This window comes from Afipia sp. GW822-FHT04G07 (assembly GCF_058800765.1).
The window spans coordinates 1,634,600-1,649,637 of sequence record NZ_JBXAMP010000001.1; the positions used below are offsets into that span (position 1 = coordinate 1,634,600).

The window sequence follows — 15,038 nt, forward strand, 5'->3', positions numbered from 1 at the left end:
TCAGCTTACCTTGCCTTATTAGTCGCTGACTGAATCAATTGTTCAGTTTCCTTATGAGTGGGCGAACTGACACCATATCGCTGCTCAAGCGGGGCTTTGTCTTTTAACCTACAGATACACCCGCTTTTGCCCGCCTGATTCCGAGAGCAAGAATGCGGTTCAGCAGGTCCGGATAATCGAGGCCGTCATGCTGAGCGGCGGTAGCGAATTCTTGGCTTTTCGCGATTTCAGGATTGGGATTTGCTTCAATGAAATACGGCGTCCCGTCGGACGAGAGGCGAAAGTCGATGCGCGCGTATCCATCGAGCCCCAGCGTCCGGTAAATGCGTTTCGCTGCTCGCTGAACGCGGGCGGATACTTCCGGCGCCAGGCCCTTGGCTGGTCCGTCCACGATTCCGACGCGTTCCTGGTAACTGGTATCGTGCTTGACCTTCTCGGTGGCGATGTTCCGAGCACCGCCCATGGTGCCGAACTTCAATTCCCACACCGGCAGAGCCCTCAGCCGATTGTTTCCGAGTACGCCGACATACAGCTCACGCCCCTCGATGAATTGCTCGGCGATAGCCGCAGTTTCGATCCGCTCATGGATGAATGCGACGCGTTCGGCGAGCTTTTCGTCGGTATCGACGACAGACGCCTGCGAGATGCCGTGTGATCCATCCTCGTTCAGGCTCTTGACGATCAGCGGCAGCGCCAGGCGCGACGGCCGCTTGACCTTGCGGCGCATCGGAAACACGGCGAAAGCCGGGACCGCGATCCGGCGATGATGCACCAGCGTCTTCGACAGGTCCTTGCCACGCGCCAGCACCAAGCCGCGTGGATTGCACCCCGTATAAGGAACCTTCATCAATTCGAGAAAGCTTGCGATGTGCTGATCGTACGCGGTCTGATAGTGAAACTCTTCCAGTAGAGTGAACACCACATGCGGCTTGAAATTTTCAATCTCGTCGCGCATAGGCTTGATTTCTTCCTGCACGCCGAGCGGACGAACGTTATGGCCGACCGCGCGCAGGGTGCTTACGACATCGTATTCCGTTTTCCATTTATTGATTTCCTGCGCGGTGTACCCATCGGCCGAATCCGGAGGCACGAAGTCCGGATGCATGAGCACGAGGATACGGAGGCGCCTCATAGTGCTATCCATTTGCGTCGTGATGGGCCGAACAGTGCGTGCATGGTTTTGGCGGTCAGCAGCACTGTGAAGTCCATCACGAGTTTCTGTTCAGAGCCGACTGCGCGCAGATCAAGCTCGCGACAGCGGGAGATCATGTCGTCCAACACGGCATCTAGCGTCAGCTGGTTCTCACCGGTCCAACGCGCAACCAACTCACGGATACGCGCGCGGTGCCGCCGGATGAAGCCCGACGCTGCTTGCGCCCGGTGGTGCCTGGGGTCCGCGGAAAACAGCCGGGAGAGATCGCGGTCGTATGTTTTCGGCGGTGTGAAGGCATAGAACGCCTGCTTTTTCCGGTAGTGCTCTTCGAGAGTCTGGCTGAGTTCATTCAGGGGCTCGACCCGCTCCCGCGTCGTCAACAGCGGCCGTTTCCCGGCGATCTCGCCCATCAGCTCGTCGACATATTCGAGCTTCTTGAGCGCCGGCCAGCCAGCATAACGGGTCCGCCAGCTCGAACGCGGCCGCAGCCACACCGCAAAGGTTTCGGCGAAATCTTCGTCCGGATGGCTCTGCGCGTACCAGAGCCGAAGATGCTGGACATACCGCCGGCTGGCCGGATTGGGCCGGTAGTAGCGCGGGTAGCGTTTCGAGGACGGGCCGAACAGCTGTTGCCAGCGTCGGCGGCGTTGTAGCTGGTAGGCGTGCTGCACAGTGTGGCCTGCCTCATGACGGAGAATTGCCATGCACTCGGACCAGGTGCCGCCCTCGACCTCGAGCATCATCTTCTTCTCGATCTTCATCAGGCGGGGATGAGTGAGATAGAAAGGAATGGCGATACCCGGCGAATTTGCCGGGCTGAACCATTCGCTTGAGATCCATGCGTGCGGCCGCAGCCGGATTCCCCGCTCTTCGAGCTCTTCATGCAGGGTTGCGAGGCAATCGTCGAGCCAGGTGCCTTTGACGCCAACCTTCAAACTGCTGAGGCGGCGCGCAAGCAACTTGTCGTCCGATAGCTTTTCCCAGGCAAATTTTTGGCGTGACATAGGATATCTGAGGTCATGAAACATCGATGTTCGGATGGTGTCACAAGATGTCGCTTACAACAACCGTGTGGGTCTTCGAGGCGCACCGCTGTTCGGCCGCGCTTCTCGATTTTGGGTCAGAAGCGACGATCTACAGATATCTGCTTTTGCGCCAGTAAGGGACGTCAGGAATTCATTTTGCGAGTCTGATATCGGACCCAAGCACTCAGCTCGCTCTCAGCTTTGAGACGGCGGCAGTTCTCGGGCGCTTCGCAGGGCGTGAGTGGTCGCGTGTGGTCACGCGCTTCAGCTTCTTCACGTCGAGCTTCTTCACGTTCACCTTCTTCACGTCTAATGCCGCCTGTCTGGTGTCGCGGTTGTGCGCTGCATATTCTCGGCCATCGATCGGTGCGACATGCGGCGGGTCCCTGCCGAGATATGGGCGCCCGATTCCGAATTCCTTCCCATGCACATCAACCCACTTCCAGAGCCTATCGGAGGAAGCCCATCGCTGGTCGCGAGTTCCACCTTGGACACTCACGATATCGGCCGCAAGTCCATGCCCATAGCCACCGCGGGAGCTCCCGCCATGAAACGATTTGTTGCTCGCCGCCTTGAGGCCGCTTGCGATCGACTGGCGGTAGTCATCACGGAATGCGCTGGTGATGCCGGGCGAAAGGCCCGCCGCCTCCGCCGCGTGAAGCATATGAAACAATTTTAGCTTGAAACTCCGATCCATGCCTCCGATCACGTAGTCCATCATCGACATGCGGACCCGGTCCGCCGCCTTGGGATCCTTCCACCCAAAACCTTGATCGACAAGCTTGGTGAAGGTTCTAACGACAGTCACCATCTTGCGCTTCCGCTTGACGGAGACGTTCCTCCGTTCACGCACCTTGATGGTGTCCTCCTTGGGCGTCCGTTGATAAAGCGCCCACAGATAACGATCGACGCAAATGTCCACGACCAGGCACTCATCGATAATCTCGATGGAGTTGACGACCCTGCTTGCGTCGCCGATTACGATATCCGACGGATCAGCGCTTGCGACTTGAACAGGCCCTGGTTGCGTCGGCGGCACATCCGGGGAATTAATCGAAGTCGTCTCGACAGCCGGGAGCGGCTTGTTCAAAGCGATGAATGCTTCGGCAACTGCGCCTGCAAGTTCGGCCATCGCACCATCGGCTCGATCGAGATCGTCATTGGGCACTGAGGCAAACTGCGATCCCCCAGCAAGCTCATGTTTGATGGAGTGAGAAGAAGCGATGATGCCCTTGCCTGGGGCCGCGCCGGTGCTCCGGATTCCTTCTGGCCCGGAAGCAGCGAGCAAGCCGACGACCCCGGTCGCGAGAATGGCTAATCGCAACAATAGCGACGGCTCTGTCCAAAGTCGCTGCAGGTTCATCATTCCAGCCTCATCGGAACCGGATTGCACAGCCAAGCATGCGGACGCCGCTGATTGTTCGGGCAACGTCATGACCACGCAATGCGTAACCCGACAGGCTGTGCCCTTTTCCCCGAAGTGTTGCCTGTGCGCAACGGTGGATGGCGGGCCCGCTTTGCGCCAAATTCAGGTGCGGGCACGCTTGTTCCTCACGAGTCGGATATGTTGATGTTCGGTTCACGGCAGCGGACGCGCGCTGCATCGGAGAAGCGAATGGTGGATGGATTGACGTCGGCGAAATCCATTATGGCGATGCGCCATTGGCGATTTTCAGCCGTTGTGATGTTCGCAGCGATGGCCGCGCTGATGGCGCCGGCCGCAGATGCCGCGGCGAAACAGGCGCGCCGCGCGCAACCCGCCGAGACGGCTGCGCCGCGCGAGGCAGGCGAGCCGATCATGGCGATCGTGTCGATCAAGAGCCAGCACGTCACGGTCTATGACGCCGAGGGCTGGATCCTGCGCGCGCCGGTGTCGACCGGCATCAGGGAGCGCGAGACGCCAGCCGGCGTCTTCGCCATCGTCCAGAAGAACAAGGACCACCGCTCGAACATGTATGACGACGCCTCGATGCCGAACATGCAGCGCATCACCTGGAACGGCCTGGCGTTGCATGGCGGGCCGTTGCCCGGTTATGCAGCCTCACACGGCTGCGTGCGAATGCCTTTTGGCTTTGCGGAGAAGCTGTTCGACAAGACGCGGATCGGGATGCGCGTGGTCATCTCGCCGGGCGATACGGCCCCGGTCGAATTTTCTCACCCAGCGCTAGCGCTCTTCGTACCAAACGCGGAGGTCATCGCAGCTGCCCCGGCAAAGGCCGAGACGCTCTCACGCGAAGCGGCGGACGCTGTCATGACGGCCGACGCGGCCAAGAAGACTGCTGCGGCAATGGCTCGCGAGTCGGCACCGCTCGCAGCGTCTCTGCGCAAGCTGGAGCGGCTCAAGGCGCGGGCAGACGCCGAGCTCGTATCCGCCGACAAGGCGGTGGCAGCCGCCAAGATCGATCAAGCCAGGGCAAAGGCTGAGGTTCGTAAGCAGAAGGCCGCCGCCAGGGCAGCGGAACTGGGGACCCAGTTCGACACCGCCAAGGCGGACGCGTCATCAAAACTCGACGCAGCCAGCGCCGCAAAAGAAGCGGCCAAGACGGCTCAGACAAAAAAGGCCGACACCGCCAAGGCGGCGCTTGACGCGAAGCTCGCACTTGAGCCGGTCTCGATTTATATCAGCCGTGCAACGCGGACGCTTTACGTCCGGCGCAACACGCATAAGCCGGCGCCGGACGGGGGTGGCGAAGTGTTCGATGCGACCATCGAGGTCCCGGTCGCGATTCGAGATCTCGGCAAACCACTCGGCACGCATGTGTTCACGGCGGTGGCGCGCAATGACGCGGGCCTGCGCTGGACCGCCGTCACGATCGATAATGGGGATGAGGCCAAAAACGCGCTCGATCGGATCACTCTCCCGAAGGAGGTCCTCGACCGCATCGCGCCGACCGCATTGCCGCGATCCTCGATCATCGTCTCTGACGAGCCGCTGAGCGAGGAGACCAACTATCGCACCGAATTTGTTGCGGTACTGAGCGACCAGCCCCAAGGCGGCTTCATCACACGCCAACCGAGCGAGGTTCTCATGGCGGACGACAACGGCTGGGGTTACGGCAGCCGACAGGACGACGACGGCTTCGGCGTCTTTTCCCAGCGAAATCCGAACAATACGCGCCGGAGCGGCAGCCAGTTCATTGCTCCGGTGCAACGAGGCTGGTGGTAAGACGCGGCACGCCGTGCTTTGGCCAGAATATCCGCTTCGGGTCAGGAGCGCGGAGTCTGCAGCACTGCCCGCGGGAGCTTCGGCCGCGCGCGCGACGCCGTCGGGCGTCCTGTCAACCGCAGCGCGTTCGCGACAACCACGATTGACGATCCCAAACATAGCCACTGCGGCAAACAGTGGGGGGTGACATAGCCAAGGATAGCAATGGGGACCGCCGCGAGATTGTAAAGAACCGCCAGCGCCAAATTTTGGCGCACCAGACGGCCCGCCCCGCGAGTCAACGCAATCGCCTGCGGCACCGCCGAGAGACTTTCCTGCAGGAAGACCAAGTCAGCGAGGTCGCGGCCTGACGGCTTATCTCTGGACTGGTCTTCATTGCGTTTTTCTAAGTTTTGCAATGGATGGTTCGAGCGCGCAGAGCCGCAGCCCTGCTTGGCCAAACTCATTTTCGCCTTCGAAAACACCTTGCGATCGGCCATTAATATGTTACTGATATGTCAGCAATCGAACCTTGGAGCCGCATGATGGAACTCGTTCAGAGCGTAATGGCGGAACGGCAACGGAAGTACCGAGCAACCTATCGGGAGCGTGTTGCGGGCTGGTATAATGGCTGGCTGCACGTACTTCTGATCTACACAATTGGATTCACTGCGCTTTACATCTACATCGCCAACATGCGCGACGTGCGTTCATGGGAATTGCTGACAGTTCCTGCTGTTTTCCTGATCGCCAATTTCTTCGAGTGGGCCGTGCATCGCTATGTCATGCATCGTCCCTCCAACATCCCGGTGCTGCGCGCGGTCTACAGCCGCCACACTTTGATGCACCATCAATTCTTCACCGAAGAAGAAATGCGCTTCGCCGACCATCAGGACTGGCGCGTGACGTTTTTCCCGCCGTACGCCCTCGTCGTGTTCACATTCATGTCGATCCCTGCGGCAATCGCAGCCGGTTACGTCATTACCCCAAACGTTGGCTGGCTGCTGATTACGACAACGACGTCCATGTATCTGATCTATGAATTCATGCACTTCTGCTGCCATGTCGAAGATAACTGGTTCGTACGCAATATGCCTTTCGTAAACACAATTCGCAGACATCATACGGCTCACCACAATCAGTCGATCATGATGGAGCGCAACATGAACCTCACTTTCCCGGTGATGGACTATGTGTTCGGAACTTCTGATCTGGACCGAGGTCTGCTTGGCCATATCTTTAACGGCTACGAGACTCGCTACGTGAAGAAGAACATGCGCAAGACCGCTCGTACGCCACGCGTATCAACGACGACGCTTCAGCAGACCAAGACCTGAGCGACCTCGAAGCCGAGACGATCAATGAGCCAGCTAGAACCAAATATCATAGAGCTTGTCTGGTTTACTTTACTCTGGAGCGTTTGTTGTCTCGGCTTTTTTCAGCTCGCCGGCATGTATCCACTCGCTTCGCGAAGCGCGAAGATTCCGGCTTCGGTCGTGATTGTGAGTACTGCAATCTGGATGACCCTGCTGGTGACCGCGCTCGCATACGCTGTCACCGAACTGCGGTGGACGAGCACCATTGTCGTCGCTGGACTGCTTTTCCTGTTCACGCCTGAACCTTTTCAAGCAATACCGGAAAGGTGGCGAAACAGTTCGGCGGGGTTGATCGTTACGGGACTGACTCTCGCTGTGACTTTAATCGCTTTCTGTGTCTTCACACCAAATCTGCTAACGAATGTTCTGAGATCGATCATCTAATCTTTCACGTTTAGGACACGACGAATGCCTCCTCGCATCAAATTCTTTCTCTCCGTGGGCTGTCTCCTGGTGGCCGCAGCAGCTTATTTCTATATGGCGCAGGCGGGCAAAACCGGCCCAAGTTATGCGGTCGCGTTCCTCGGCGTTTTTGCCACCGTCGCCATGTGGGTGTTCCCTGAGGTGATGAAGAAGGGCGACAGCAGCCAACGCACCCACTCGTAAGCTCACCAAAGGGCCCGGAACATGACTCACTACGTTGGCGACAGAACGATCGACGGAATCGCGGTATCGGCTGATGGAAAGCCGCTGTCCACTTATTATGACCAGCTAGCCCTCACAGATCGCGGGTTCGAATGGAGCTACGAGGGGCCGGAGCCCGCGCAACTGGCCTTTGCGTTGCTGTACGACCATCTGCGCGACGCCAACCGAGCAAAGGCTCTCCATGACCAGTTCATGAAGAGCATCGTAGCGAACTTTGACAATGTCTGGGAGCTGACGTCAGAGGATATGGACGAGTCGATCAAGGCTCTGAACGCATAGACAGCAGTTCTCTTACGCCGCCCCGGAACAAATCAATGAGTTCAGATTTCCGTGCCGCCGTGCTGCACAAGGTCGGTACGCCGCTGGCAATTGAGACAATCACCGCCCCTCCTGTCGGTCCGGATGACGTCAGGGTACGGATTCGTGCCACCAGCCTTTGCCACACCGATCTTGAAGTGATCGACGGCTCCCTTCGCAATCCGCTGCCGATGGTGCTCGGCCATGAAGCATCGGGCATCATCGAGGAGATTGGCCGCGGGGTTACCGATCTGAAGGTAGGCGACCATGTGGTATTGTCCTGGAATCCACACTGCGGCCATTGCTTCCAATGCGATCGCGACCAGCCGATCCTCTGCGACACCTATATCGAGGCCGGCCCGCGCGGGCTGCATTTCGATGGCGCGTCGAAAGCTACTCTCGCATCGGGTTCACCCCTCACCCACCTCATGTTCCTCGGTACCTTCGCAGAGTACTGCGTGGTGCCATCCCAGCAGGCCATCGTGGTACCCAAGGACATTCCATTCGATCGATCCTGCCTGATCGGATGTGGCGTCATGACAGGGGTCGGTGGCGCGTTGAATGTTGCTAAAATCCACCAGGGCGACACTGTGATGGTCTTCGGTTGTGGCGCCGTGGGCCTTGCCGCCATTCAAGGTGCAAAGCTCGCCGGTGCCGGCGCCATCATTGCGGTTGATCTCGATGACTCCAAACTTCAGATCGCGGCCAGCCTAGGGGCAGACCGGCGGGTGAACGCCACGAAGGAAGATCCCGTCGAAGCAGCCCGCGCCGCCACAGGCGGCCGTGGGGTAGATGTCGTACTCGAATCCGCCGGTCATCCCGTCGCCTTTCGCCAGACCACCGAGGCTGTGCGTCTCGGCGGCCAGGTGATCTGGCTTGGCAAGATCGATGTCACCAAGGATGTGAATTTCCGCTGGGGATCGCTGATGGGCGAAAAGCGCCTGCGCCGGTCCAGCTATGGCGGTGCGCGGCCGCGCCGTGATTTTCCACTTCTTGCCAAAGCCTATCTGGACGGGCGGCTGAAGCTCGACGAGTTAATAACCCATCGTATGAAGCTCGAATCCATAAACGAGGGATTTGACCTTCTGCGTAACGGAAAGACTATTCGCACTGTCATCGAATTCTAGCGATGCATCATCACAACGTGGATCTTGCAAAGCTTTCGATATAGCCGACCAAGCGGTCGGAGGCCGCACCCGCCCTATCCAGATTGCCCTCCGCAATGGCTTCAGCAACCTCCGCATGTAGCCGCGCAGCAAGCGGAAGGTCCGCCGTCTGGCGGTAATGCTGATACCAAAAGCGGCGCGACAAGCCGTGCATCAGCCCCATAGAGCGGCTCGCGAACTCGTTTCGCGCAGTCGTTGAAATAAGCGCGTTGAACTCCTTGTCGAGTCGCATGAACGCGATGTCGTCGGCTTCGCGCGAAGCACGCTTCATACTTTCGGCGATAACAGTGAACTTCTTGCGCTCGATGTCATTTGCCCGCTCAGCGGCAGCTCTGGCCATCAGCCGCTCAAGCTCCCGCCGCACTTCAAGCAAGCGCAACTGACTGTGAAGATTGATCTCGGACACCAGAATTCCGCGACGAGGCAAGATGTTTACGAGCCCGTCTCGCGACAACCGCTGTAATGCTTCGCGGATCGGTGTGCGGCCAATTTTCAACAGCTTAGCCAGCACCGCCTCCGACAGAACAGTGCCCGGCTCAAGCCGCAATGTGACGATCATTTCCTCGAGCTCGGCATAAGCTCGATCCGTCATCGTCTGCTCGGACAGCCGATCCGGAGCTTCGATCTCGCGCCGGGGCCGGGAAGCGGCTGCGTGACTTTTTGGCCCGCGTCCCGCACGTATAGGCGTCTTCGCTGTTGCCAACGGTTGATGCTCCGTTTCTTGATCTGCAGCCTGAAGAAAATTCAGCCGAGGCCGGATACGAACGGGCGCATTATGCGTCTAAAGCGCTCCGGCTCAATGCCTTTTCACGCCACACACAGGAATCACTCCAGCGTGGAGCGCCAGAGTGCGGCAAGGAGCCGACTGAACGAACAAACCTGCGAACAACAGGGGGTTGTCGCGGCGCGAGAACTAGGCGGTCAGTTCGCGGGCGATCACCAGACGCTGAATCTCGCTGGTGCCTTCCAGAATCCTGAGTACCCGCGCCTCGCCTGGGAGGCTCGACACATCATACTCTTCAAATGCGCCATAACCGCCATGGACCTGAAGGGCAATATCGGCAGCCTGACCTGCCATCTCCGTTGCAAACAGTTTTGTCATGGACGTTTCGAGCCGGAATGGCCGATCTGCGTCCGCTAGGCACGAAGCATTTCGAATCATCAGTTCAGCGGCGTGAATATTCGTCAGAGAATCCGCGAGCGGGAATGTCAGCCCTTGATGGGTAAACACCGGAACACCACCGACCTTGCGCCCGCCACCATAGGCCTTGGCAAGATCGACCGCCTTGCGGGCCAGACCGAGTGCCGTGGCGGCGACCAGAATGCGTCCAATGCTGAGCGTGGTCAGAATCTGCTTCAGCCCGTCACCGCGATTGCCAATCATGTTGGCTTTCGGGATCCGGCAGCCATCGAGGAAGAGTTCAACCGAGTCCGCAATACGCCAACCAATCTTGCGGCCAGGCTTGCCGACGGTGAAACCGGGCGTACCTACCGGCACCACAAAAGTGGAAAGTCCGCGCGGACCGAGGTCGGGATCTGTCACCGCGACGAATGTCGTGACGCCGTGCAGAGGCGTTCCGGCATTGGTTGAGAACACCTTTGATCCGGAGAGTACGAACGAATCGCCGTCTTCGACCGCTCGCATCTTGACGCTTGCGACGTCGGAGCCGCCACTCGGCTCGGTGACGCCGAACGATGCAATCATGTCTCCACGGCACAACGGCTCAAGCCACTTTTTTTTGATCTCATCCGAGCCATACCGAGCGATCGTCGTCATAGGAGCGCTGTTGCAGAGATATATCGCCGCAAAGCCCGGCTCGATGCGGGCAAGCTGCTCTGCAACGATCGCCGCTCCACGGGTGCCAAGCCCGCTTCCACCGTAGTTGGGATCGTACGCCGTGCCCATAAACCCGAGCGCAAGAAACTCCTTCATCAGCTCGGTCGGGAATTTGTGCTCGTCCGCAAACGGCTTGATCTTCGGGCGCAGCGCGCCCTCCCCGAACTGCTGCAACCCGTTGCGCAGCATGGTTTCGTCTTCGTTGAGATCGAGTAGCATCGTGCCTGTCCTGCTCGTTGTGTTGGCCCTGTCGCTCAGCGCCGGTATTTGGCAAGGGTCTGCTGCGCAGCGCTCTCGCGGCAATTGTCGAGAAAGAGCCTGTTCGCCTCGAAATCCATCGCCTCGGCATCCTCCATTAGATAGTTCGAGAAGAAGCGCTTGGTTGCGCGGACTGCCGGCCGCGGCAGCGTCGCGATCTTCCCCGCGATGGCCAATGCCGTTTCGAGCGCTGTGCCGTCGTCACAGCAGTAGTCGACCACGCCAATCTCACGCGCAGCTTCGCCGTCGAGCGGTTCGAGGCAAAAGCAAAGCTGCCGTGCCTTCACGAGACCGACTCGCGAAACGAGCGATTTGATACCCCAAGGTGTCAGCCAACCATGCGGCACTTCAGGGAGGCTCCATTGCGAGCCACGTCCGGCCACCACGACATCACAGCTTGTCGCAAGCGTGAATCCGCCGCCGACGGCGAACATCTCGACAGCCGCAATCACAGGCGTTTCGAGAAACCCCATCAGCCGCCCCAGATCCCCGCACTCCTGCTCGAAGCGCCCCATGACTTCAAGATCGAGGTTGCCGATAAACTTCAGATCGCTACCAGCTGAAAAACCCGGTGCTGCGCCAACCAGTACAATTGCGCCAACGTTTTGGTCCCGATCGAGTTTGAGAAGCGCGGCCCTCACACCGTCGACCAGCGCTTGGTCCATCGCATTACGTCGCGCTGAGCGCAGCAGCGTAACGATCGCTACCGCGCCACGCATTTCGATACCAACTACACTCTGATCGTTACTCATGCTCATCTTCAGTCAGGTACGCGCGACAATCACGTACCAAGATACATTTGCTTAACTTCGGGGGTTGCCGAGAGCTGTTGGGCGTCGCCCTTCATGACAATGCTGCCCGATTGCAGGATGTACGCGCGATCAGCACAACCAAGCGCCATCATGGCATTCTGCTCGGCGAGCAGGATCGCCAGACCCGCCTGCGCAAGATTTCTGATCGTTGAGCCAAGCTCCTCAATGATGATCGGCGCAAGACCGAGCGTTGGTTCGTCGAGAAGCATGACCTTTGGGCGAGACATGAGACCACGGCCGATGGCAAGCATCTGCTGTTCGCCTCCCGACATCGAGCCGGCGCGCTGAACCCGACGCTCTTTGAGGCGCGGGAACATTGTGAAAATTCGTTCAAGATCGCTGTCGAGATCGTTACGGTCCGCACGGTGATAGGCGCCCATCAGCAGGTTTTCATTGACTGTTAGACGCGGGAATATCTGACGCCCTTCCGGAACCAGCACCAGCCCGGATTGAACGCGTTCGACGGTCGGGAGCGCAGAAATATCGGCTCCGCCGAATCCGATTGTTCCGGAGTCCGCCTTCTTCAAACCTACAATCGTACGAAGCGTCGTCGATTTACCGGCCGCATTCGAACCAATGAGAGCGACGACCTCGCCTTCCTGAAGCGATAGGTTCACATCGCGCAGAACCTTTTGCTTTCCATAGCTTACGTTAATATTTTTGAGTTCAAGCATGTTTCTTGCCCAGATAGGCGGTCACGACCGCGTCGTTGGCGAGAACGTCGGCGGTCTTTCCGGAAGCAATAACTGCTCCATGATGCAAAGCGATAGACCGGTCAGCCAGACGACCGAGAAAGCCCACCTTGTGATCGATAATGCAAAGCGTGATACCGTGCGTTTTCAAATCGCGAAGCACAGCGTCAAGATTGGTGATTTCGTCGTGACCAAGGCCCGAAGCCGGCTCGTCGAGCAGCAGGAGTTCGGGGTCGCAGACCATTCCCATCGCGACGCCGAGCATCTTCTCACCACCGTAAGATAGCGCGCCTGCTTCGTCGTTACGGTGCTTGTAGAGCCGGCACAACTCGAGCATTTGATCAATCTTCTTGCTCAACGTCTTTTCAAGCTCGACCGTTGCGCCCTTTCCGAAAAGCGTGAGCAGTCGCTTCGGGCCGAGCGCCCGCTTGACGTGAAGATGACATGCAATGCGCATGTGCTCGGCAACGGTCAGTTCGGGGAAAAGCTGCGGATTTTGAAAGGTTTTGACTAGCCCCTGCTGCGCAACCTCGAACGGCGTGAGCGTATTTATATTCTCACCTTTCCAGACGATCTCCCCGCTCGTCGGCTTCAAAATGCCGGCGATAAGGCTAAGCGTCGTGGTTTTCCCCGAACCGTTGGGTCCAAAGATACCGATGATTTCGCCGCGCTCGATACCGAACGTGACATTTGAGACGGCGGTCAAACCGCCGAAGCGCTTAGTAAGATTTTTGATATTAAGCAGCATTTTTTCTGCTCGACAAAAGACCCATGATGCCCTTGGGCATCACCAGGATCACGAAAATGAGAATTGCGCCGTAAAGCGCGATGCGAAGTTCAGCGCTCAGCTCGATCATGTGAGGCAGCGCAGTCAGCAGGAGCGCGCCGATCACAGGTCCGATCAGCGAGTTGATGCCGCCGAGCAGGACCATCGCCACGATGTCGAGGCCGAGCGTGATTGACAGATAGTGCGGCTCAACAAAGCCGGCGTAGAAGCCATAAAAAGCGCCCACGAGACCGGCAAGTGCGCTGCCGATAGCGAAACTGAGCAGCTTGTACTTGAAGACATTGATCCCGAGCGTCTCGCCCAACTGATCGTTCAGGCGGATGGCTGCAAGACACTGGCCAATCCACGAATGGAGAACCCGGTGGCAGATTATGTAAACGACAACCAGCAGCGCGAGCGTCACATAGTACCAAGAGAAGCCGCTCGAAAACACGACCGAACCCCATGGCGTCCAAAGCGAGGGCTTCTCAACCACCGTAATGCCGAGCGAACCGTTAGTGACGCTGTTCCAGTTCAGTGTGATGAGACGCAGAACTTCCGAGAATGCCATCGTGACGACGGCGAAGTAGAATTCCTTCAGCTTGAAGCGAAAGCAAATCGTACCCACCAGAAGGGAGAGAAGAATCACCAGCACAAGGGCGCATGGAATGGCGAGCCAGAAATTCCAGCCAAACGTAGTGACAAGGATCGTCACTACATAGGCTGACACCCCGAACGAGGCGGCATGGAACATCGAGAGCTGACCGGTGAAACCGAAAATCAAGTTAAAACTCACAGCCAGCGATGCTGCCATGAAGCCGTAAACAGCGATCGCCAGCGTGGAGTCGCTTTTCACGAACCACGGCGCTATCAGCGCGACAAGCAAACCGCCCAGGATAGCTAGTCTCATGACTTGTCTCCAAACAGTCCGCTCGGGCGGACAAGAAGGATTGCGATGAGGAAGACGAGTCCATACGCGTCGCGGAAAGCGGACGGAAAGAACACCGATCCGATATTCTCACTCACACCGAGAATGATTCCGCCCCCCAGCGCTCCGATCACACTTCCGACACCGGCGAGGATCGCAGCTTCAACGGCCTTCAAGATGTAGGCCGCGCCGATTGTGGGTTCGAGGGAGTACATGCTGGCGTAGAGACCACCGCCCAACCCTGCCAAAGCTGTCGAGTAAACGACGACAATAGTCTGCAACCGTTCAGTGCGAATGCCCATCAGCGCGGCGGCTTCCGGATTCTGCGCATATGCGAACGCAGCTCGCCCAAGCCATGTCCGCGTTAGAGCCAAGTACGTACCGAAGATAATTGCCAGGAAGACCAGGCAAACGACAACTTTGATCTTCGGGAGGAACATGCCCGCGACCTGGAAAGCGCCCGGTAGAACGTAGGTTAAATCCTTCGGTGTCGTCGTGAAGGCCGCGAGCACGAGCGCCTCGAACACCGAGATGAGGCCGATCGAAACAAGAAGACCGTTTACGAGATTACCTCGCGTGAAACGGAACAGAAATAGATCGGATAGATAACCGATAACACTGACGATGAGAACCGCGCCAACCACCGCCACGGGATAAGGAAGGTGATTTACATCGTAGAGATACCATGTGCTGTAGGCGCCAAGCATCATGAACGCACCGAGTGCGAAGTTCACGATGCCGGTGAGCCCAAACGTAAGAGTCACACCCAACGCGATGATCCCGTAGAGCGAGCCTACGATGATGCCGTTGAGCAGCTGACCAATAATGAGCTGTGTCATGGATGAATGTATCCGTTGCGGTTTCGCTCCGCGGAGATCGCTATTGTGTGCGTTGAAAATCAAGGAACGGCGCCGCGGACAAAGCCGAGGCGCCGCCCT

General features: G+C 58.2%; 17 protein-coding genes. 6 read left to right on the forward strand and 11 right to left on the reverse strand.

Going from position 1 to position 15,038, the window contains the following annotated elements; all coding sequences use genetic code 11:
• Window positions 1-103 precede the first annotated feature (103 nt).
• The 3 genes from AC1RKJ_RS08050 to AC1RKJ_RS08060 form a co-directional block, all read right to left on the reverse strand.
• A complete protein-coding gene (locus tag AC1RKJ_RS08050; RefSeq protein ID WP_492790550.1) occupies window positions 104-1,132 on the reverse strand; it encodes a D-alanine--D-alanine ligase family protein in 1,029 nt (342 codons plus the stop codon).
• The gene (locus AC1RKJ_RS08055) at window positions 1,129-2,157 is read right to left on the reverse strand and encodes a putative zinc-binding metallopeptidase (protein ID WP_492790551.1); all 1,029 of its coding nucleotides are present in this window, start codon (window positions 2,155-2,157) and stop codon (window positions 1,129-1,131) included. Before AC1RKJ_RS08055 ends, AC1RKJ_RS08050 begins: the two co-directional genes overlap by 4 nt.
• A 205-nt stretch (window positions 2,158-2,362) precedes the next feature.
• Window positions 2,363-3,544 (reverse strand): peptidase M15, encoded by a 1,182-nt coding sequence (locus AC1RKJ_RS08060; protein ID WP_492790552.1) that lies wholly within the window; start codon window positions 3,542-3,544, stop codon window positions 2,363-2,365.
• A gap of 249 nt (window positions 3,545-3,793) precedes the next feature.
• On the opposite strand from AC1RKJ_RS08060, the gene AC1RKJ_RS08065 reads away from it, so the two are divergent.
• Complete coding sequence (locus AC1RKJ_RS08065; RefSeq protein WP_492790553.1) at window positions 3,794-5,344, forward strand: L,D-transpeptidase; 1,551 nt, start codon at window positions 3,794-3,796, stop codon at window positions 5,342-5,344.
• Window positions 5,345-5,385: 41 nt separating this feature from the next.
• Here AC1RKJ_RS08065 and AC1RKJ_RS08070 read toward each other — a convergent pair whose 3' ends face one another.
• A complete protein-coding gene (locus tag AC1RKJ_RS08070; protein WP_492790554.1) occupies window positions 5,386-5,823 on the reverse strand; it encodes a hypothetical protein in 438 nt (145 codons plus the stop codon).
• A gap of 45 nt (window positions 5,824-5,868) precedes the next feature.
• On the opposite strand from AC1RKJ_RS08070, the gene AC1RKJ_RS08075 reads away from it, so the two are divergent.
• Genes AC1RKJ_RS08075 through AC1RKJ_RS08095 form a run of 5 tightly spaced genes read left to right on the forward strand, consistent with a single transcriptional unit; the run spans window position 5,869 to window position 8,768 of the window.
• Window positions 5,869-6,660 carry a sterol desaturase family protein gene (locus tag AC1RKJ_RS08075; RefSeq protein WP_492792679.1) on the forward strand — a complete coding sequence of 264 codons (792 nt, stop codon included), beginning with the start codon at window positions 5,869-5,871 and terminating at the stop codon, window positions 6,658-6,660.
• A gap of 24 nt (window positions 6,661-6,684) precedes the next feature.
• On the forward strand, window positions 6,685-7,083 hold the full coding sequence (locus AC1RKJ_RS08080; RefSeq protein ID WP_492790555.1) for a hypothetical protein: 399 nt from the start codon (window positions 6,685-6,687) through the stop codon (window positions 7,081-7,083).
• 24 nt (window positions 7,084-7,107) lie between these two features.
• On the forward strand, window positions 7,108-7,305 hold the full coding sequence (locus AC1RKJ_RS08085) for a hypothetical protein (protein WP_492790556.1): 198 nt from the start codon (window positions 7,108-7,110) through the stop codon (window positions 7,303-7,305).
• A 21-nt stretch (window positions 7,306-7,326) separates the two neighbouring features.
• On the forward strand, window positions 7,327-7,623 hold the full coding sequence (locus AC1RKJ_RS08090) for a DUF6166 domain-containing protein (protein WP_492790557.1): 297 nt from the start codon (window positions 7,327-7,329) through the stop codon (window positions 7,621-7,623).
• 35 nt (window positions 7,624-7,658) lie between these two features.
• Window positions 7,659-8,768, forward strand: coding sequence for a Zn-dependent alcohol dehydrogenase (locus tag AC1RKJ_RS08095; RefSeq protein ID WP_492790558.1), 1,110 nt, complete (start codon window positions 7,659-7,661; stop codon window positions 8,766-8,768).
• A gap of 10 nt (window positions 8,769-8,778) precedes the next feature.
• On the opposite strand, the gene AC1RKJ_RS08100 is transcribed toward AC1RKJ_RS08095, so the two are convergent.
• The 7 genes from AC1RKJ_RS08100 to AC1RKJ_RS08130 form a co-directional block, all read right to left on the reverse strand.
• Entirely contained in the window at window positions 8,779-9,399 is a 621-nt protein-coding gene (locus tag AC1RKJ_RS08100; protein WP_492790559.1) for a GntR family transcriptional regulator, read from the reverse strand.
• A 321-nt stretch (window positions 9,400-9,720) separates the two neighbouring features.
• Window positions 9,721-10,863, reverse strand: coding sequence for an acyl-CoA dehydrogenase family protein (locus tag AC1RKJ_RS08105; protein ID WP_492790560.1), 1,143 nt, complete (start codon window positions 10,861-10,863; stop codon window positions 9,721-9,723).
• Between the two features lie 35 nt (window positions 10,864-10,898).
• Complete coding sequence (locus tag AC1RKJ_RS08110; protein ID WP_492790561.1) at window positions 10,899-11,654, reverse strand: enoyl-CoA hydratase/isomerase family protein; 756 nt, start codon at window positions 11,652-11,654, stop codon at window positions 10,899-10,901.
• Window positions 11,655-11,683: 29 nt separating this feature from the next.
• Window positions 11,684-12,388 (reverse strand): ABC transporter ATP-binding protein, encoded by a 705-nt coding sequence (locus AC1RKJ_RS08115; RefSeq protein ID WP_492790562.1) that lies wholly within the window; start codon window positions 12,386-12,388, stop codon window positions 11,684-11,686.
• Window positions 12,381-13,154: an ABC transporter ATP-binding protein gene (locus tag AC1RKJ_RS08120; protein WP_492790563.1), complete on the reverse strand. Its 774-nt coding sequence runs from the start codon at window positions 13,152-13,154 to the stop codon at window positions 12,381-12,383. The genes AC1RKJ_RS08115 and AC1RKJ_RS08120 overlap by 8 nt, the downstream gene beginning before the upstream one ends.
• Window positions 13,144-14,082, reverse strand: a complete 939-nt coding sequence (locus tag AC1RKJ_RS08125; protein WP_492790564.1) for a branched-chain amino acid ABC transporter permease — start codon at window positions 14,080-14,082, stop codon at window positions 13,144-13,146. The genes AC1RKJ_RS08120 and AC1RKJ_RS08125 overlap by 11 nt, the downstream gene beginning before the upstream one ends.
• Window positions 14,079-14,939: a branched-chain amino acid ABC transporter permease gene (locus AC1RKJ_RS08130; RefSeq protein ID WP_492790565.1), complete on the reverse strand. Its 861-nt coding sequence runs from the start codon at window positions 14,937-14,939 to the stop codon at window positions 14,079-14,081. Before AC1RKJ_RS08130 ends, AC1RKJ_RS08125 begins: the two co-directional genes overlap by 4 nt.
• Between the last annotated feature and the right edge of the window lie 99 nt (window positions 14,940-15,038).

Excerpts from the sequence above, each read along its gene's own strand:
- AC1RKJ_RS08050 (WP_492790550.1), bottom strand. The coding sequence starts at position 1,132 with ATGAGGCGCCTCCGTATCCTCGTGCTCATGCATCCGGACTTCGTGCCT.
- AC1RKJ_RS08055 (WP_492790551.1), bottom strand. The coding sequence starts at position 2,157 with ATGTCACGCCAAAAATTTGCCTGGGAAAAGCTATCGGACGACAAGTTG.
- AC1RKJ_RS08060 (WP_492790552.1), bottom strand. The coding sequence starts at position 3,544 with ATGATGAACCTGCAGCGACTTTGGACAGAGCCGTCGCTATTGTTGCGA.
- AC1RKJ_RS08065 (WP_492790553.1), top strand. The coding sequence starts at position 3,794 with ATGGTGGATGGATTGACGTCGGCGAAATCCATTATGGCGATGCGCCAT.
- AC1RKJ_RS08070 (WP_492790554.1), bottom strand. The coding sequence starts at position 5,823 with ATGGCCGATCGCAAGGTGTTTTCGAAGGCGAAAATGAGTTTGGCCAAG.
- AC1RKJ_RS08075 (WP_492792679.1), top strand. The coding sequence starts at position 5,869 with ATGGAACTCGTTCAGAGCGTAATGGCGGAACGGCAACGGAAGTACCGA.
- AC1RKJ_RS08080 (WP_492790555.1), top strand. The coding sequence starts at position 6,685 with ATGAGCCAGCTAGAACCAAATATCATAGAGCTTGTCTGGTTTACTTTA.
- AC1RKJ_RS08085 (WP_492790556.1), top strand. The coding sequence starts at position 7,108 with ATGCCTCCTCGCATCAAATTCTTTCTCTCCGTGGGCTGTCTCCTGGTG.
- AC1RKJ_RS08090 (WP_492790557.1), top strand. The coding sequence starts at position 7,327 with ATGACTCACTACGTTGGCGACAGAACGATCGACGGAATCGCGGTATCG.
- AC1RKJ_RS08095 (WP_492790558.1), top strand. The coding sequence starts at position 7,659 with ATGAGTTCAGATTTCCGTGCCGCCGTGCTGCACAAGGTCGGTACGCCG.
- AC1RKJ_RS08100 (WP_492790559.1), bottom strand. The coding sequence starts at position 9,399 with ATGACGGATCGAGCTTATGCCGAGCTCGAGGAAATGATCGTCACATTG.
- AC1RKJ_RS08105 (WP_492790560.1), bottom strand. The coding sequence starts at position 10,863 with ATGCTACTCGATCTCAACGAAGACGAAACCATGCTGCGCAACGGGTTG.
- AC1RKJ_RS08110 (WP_492790561.1), bottom strand. The coding sequence starts at position 11,654 with ATGAGTAACGATCAGAGTGTAGTTGGTATCGAAATGCGTGGCGCGGTA.
- AC1RKJ_RS08115 (WP_492790562.1), bottom strand. The coding sequence starts at position 12,388 with ATGCTTGAACTCAAAAATATTAACGTAAGCTATGGAAAGCAAAAGGTT.
- AC1RKJ_RS08120 (WP_492790563.1), bottom strand. The coding sequence starts at position 13,154 with ATGCTGCTTAATATCAAAAATCTTACTAAGCGCTTCGGCGGTTTGACC.
- AC1RKJ_RS08125 (WP_492790564.1), bottom strand. The coding sequence starts at position 14,082 with ATGAGACTAGCTATCCTGGGCGGTTTGCTTGTCGCGCTGATAGCGCCG.
- AC1RKJ_RS08130 (WP_492790565.1), bottom strand. The coding sequence starts at position 14,939 with ATGACACAGCTCATTATTGGTCAGCTGCTCAACGGCATCATCGTAGGC.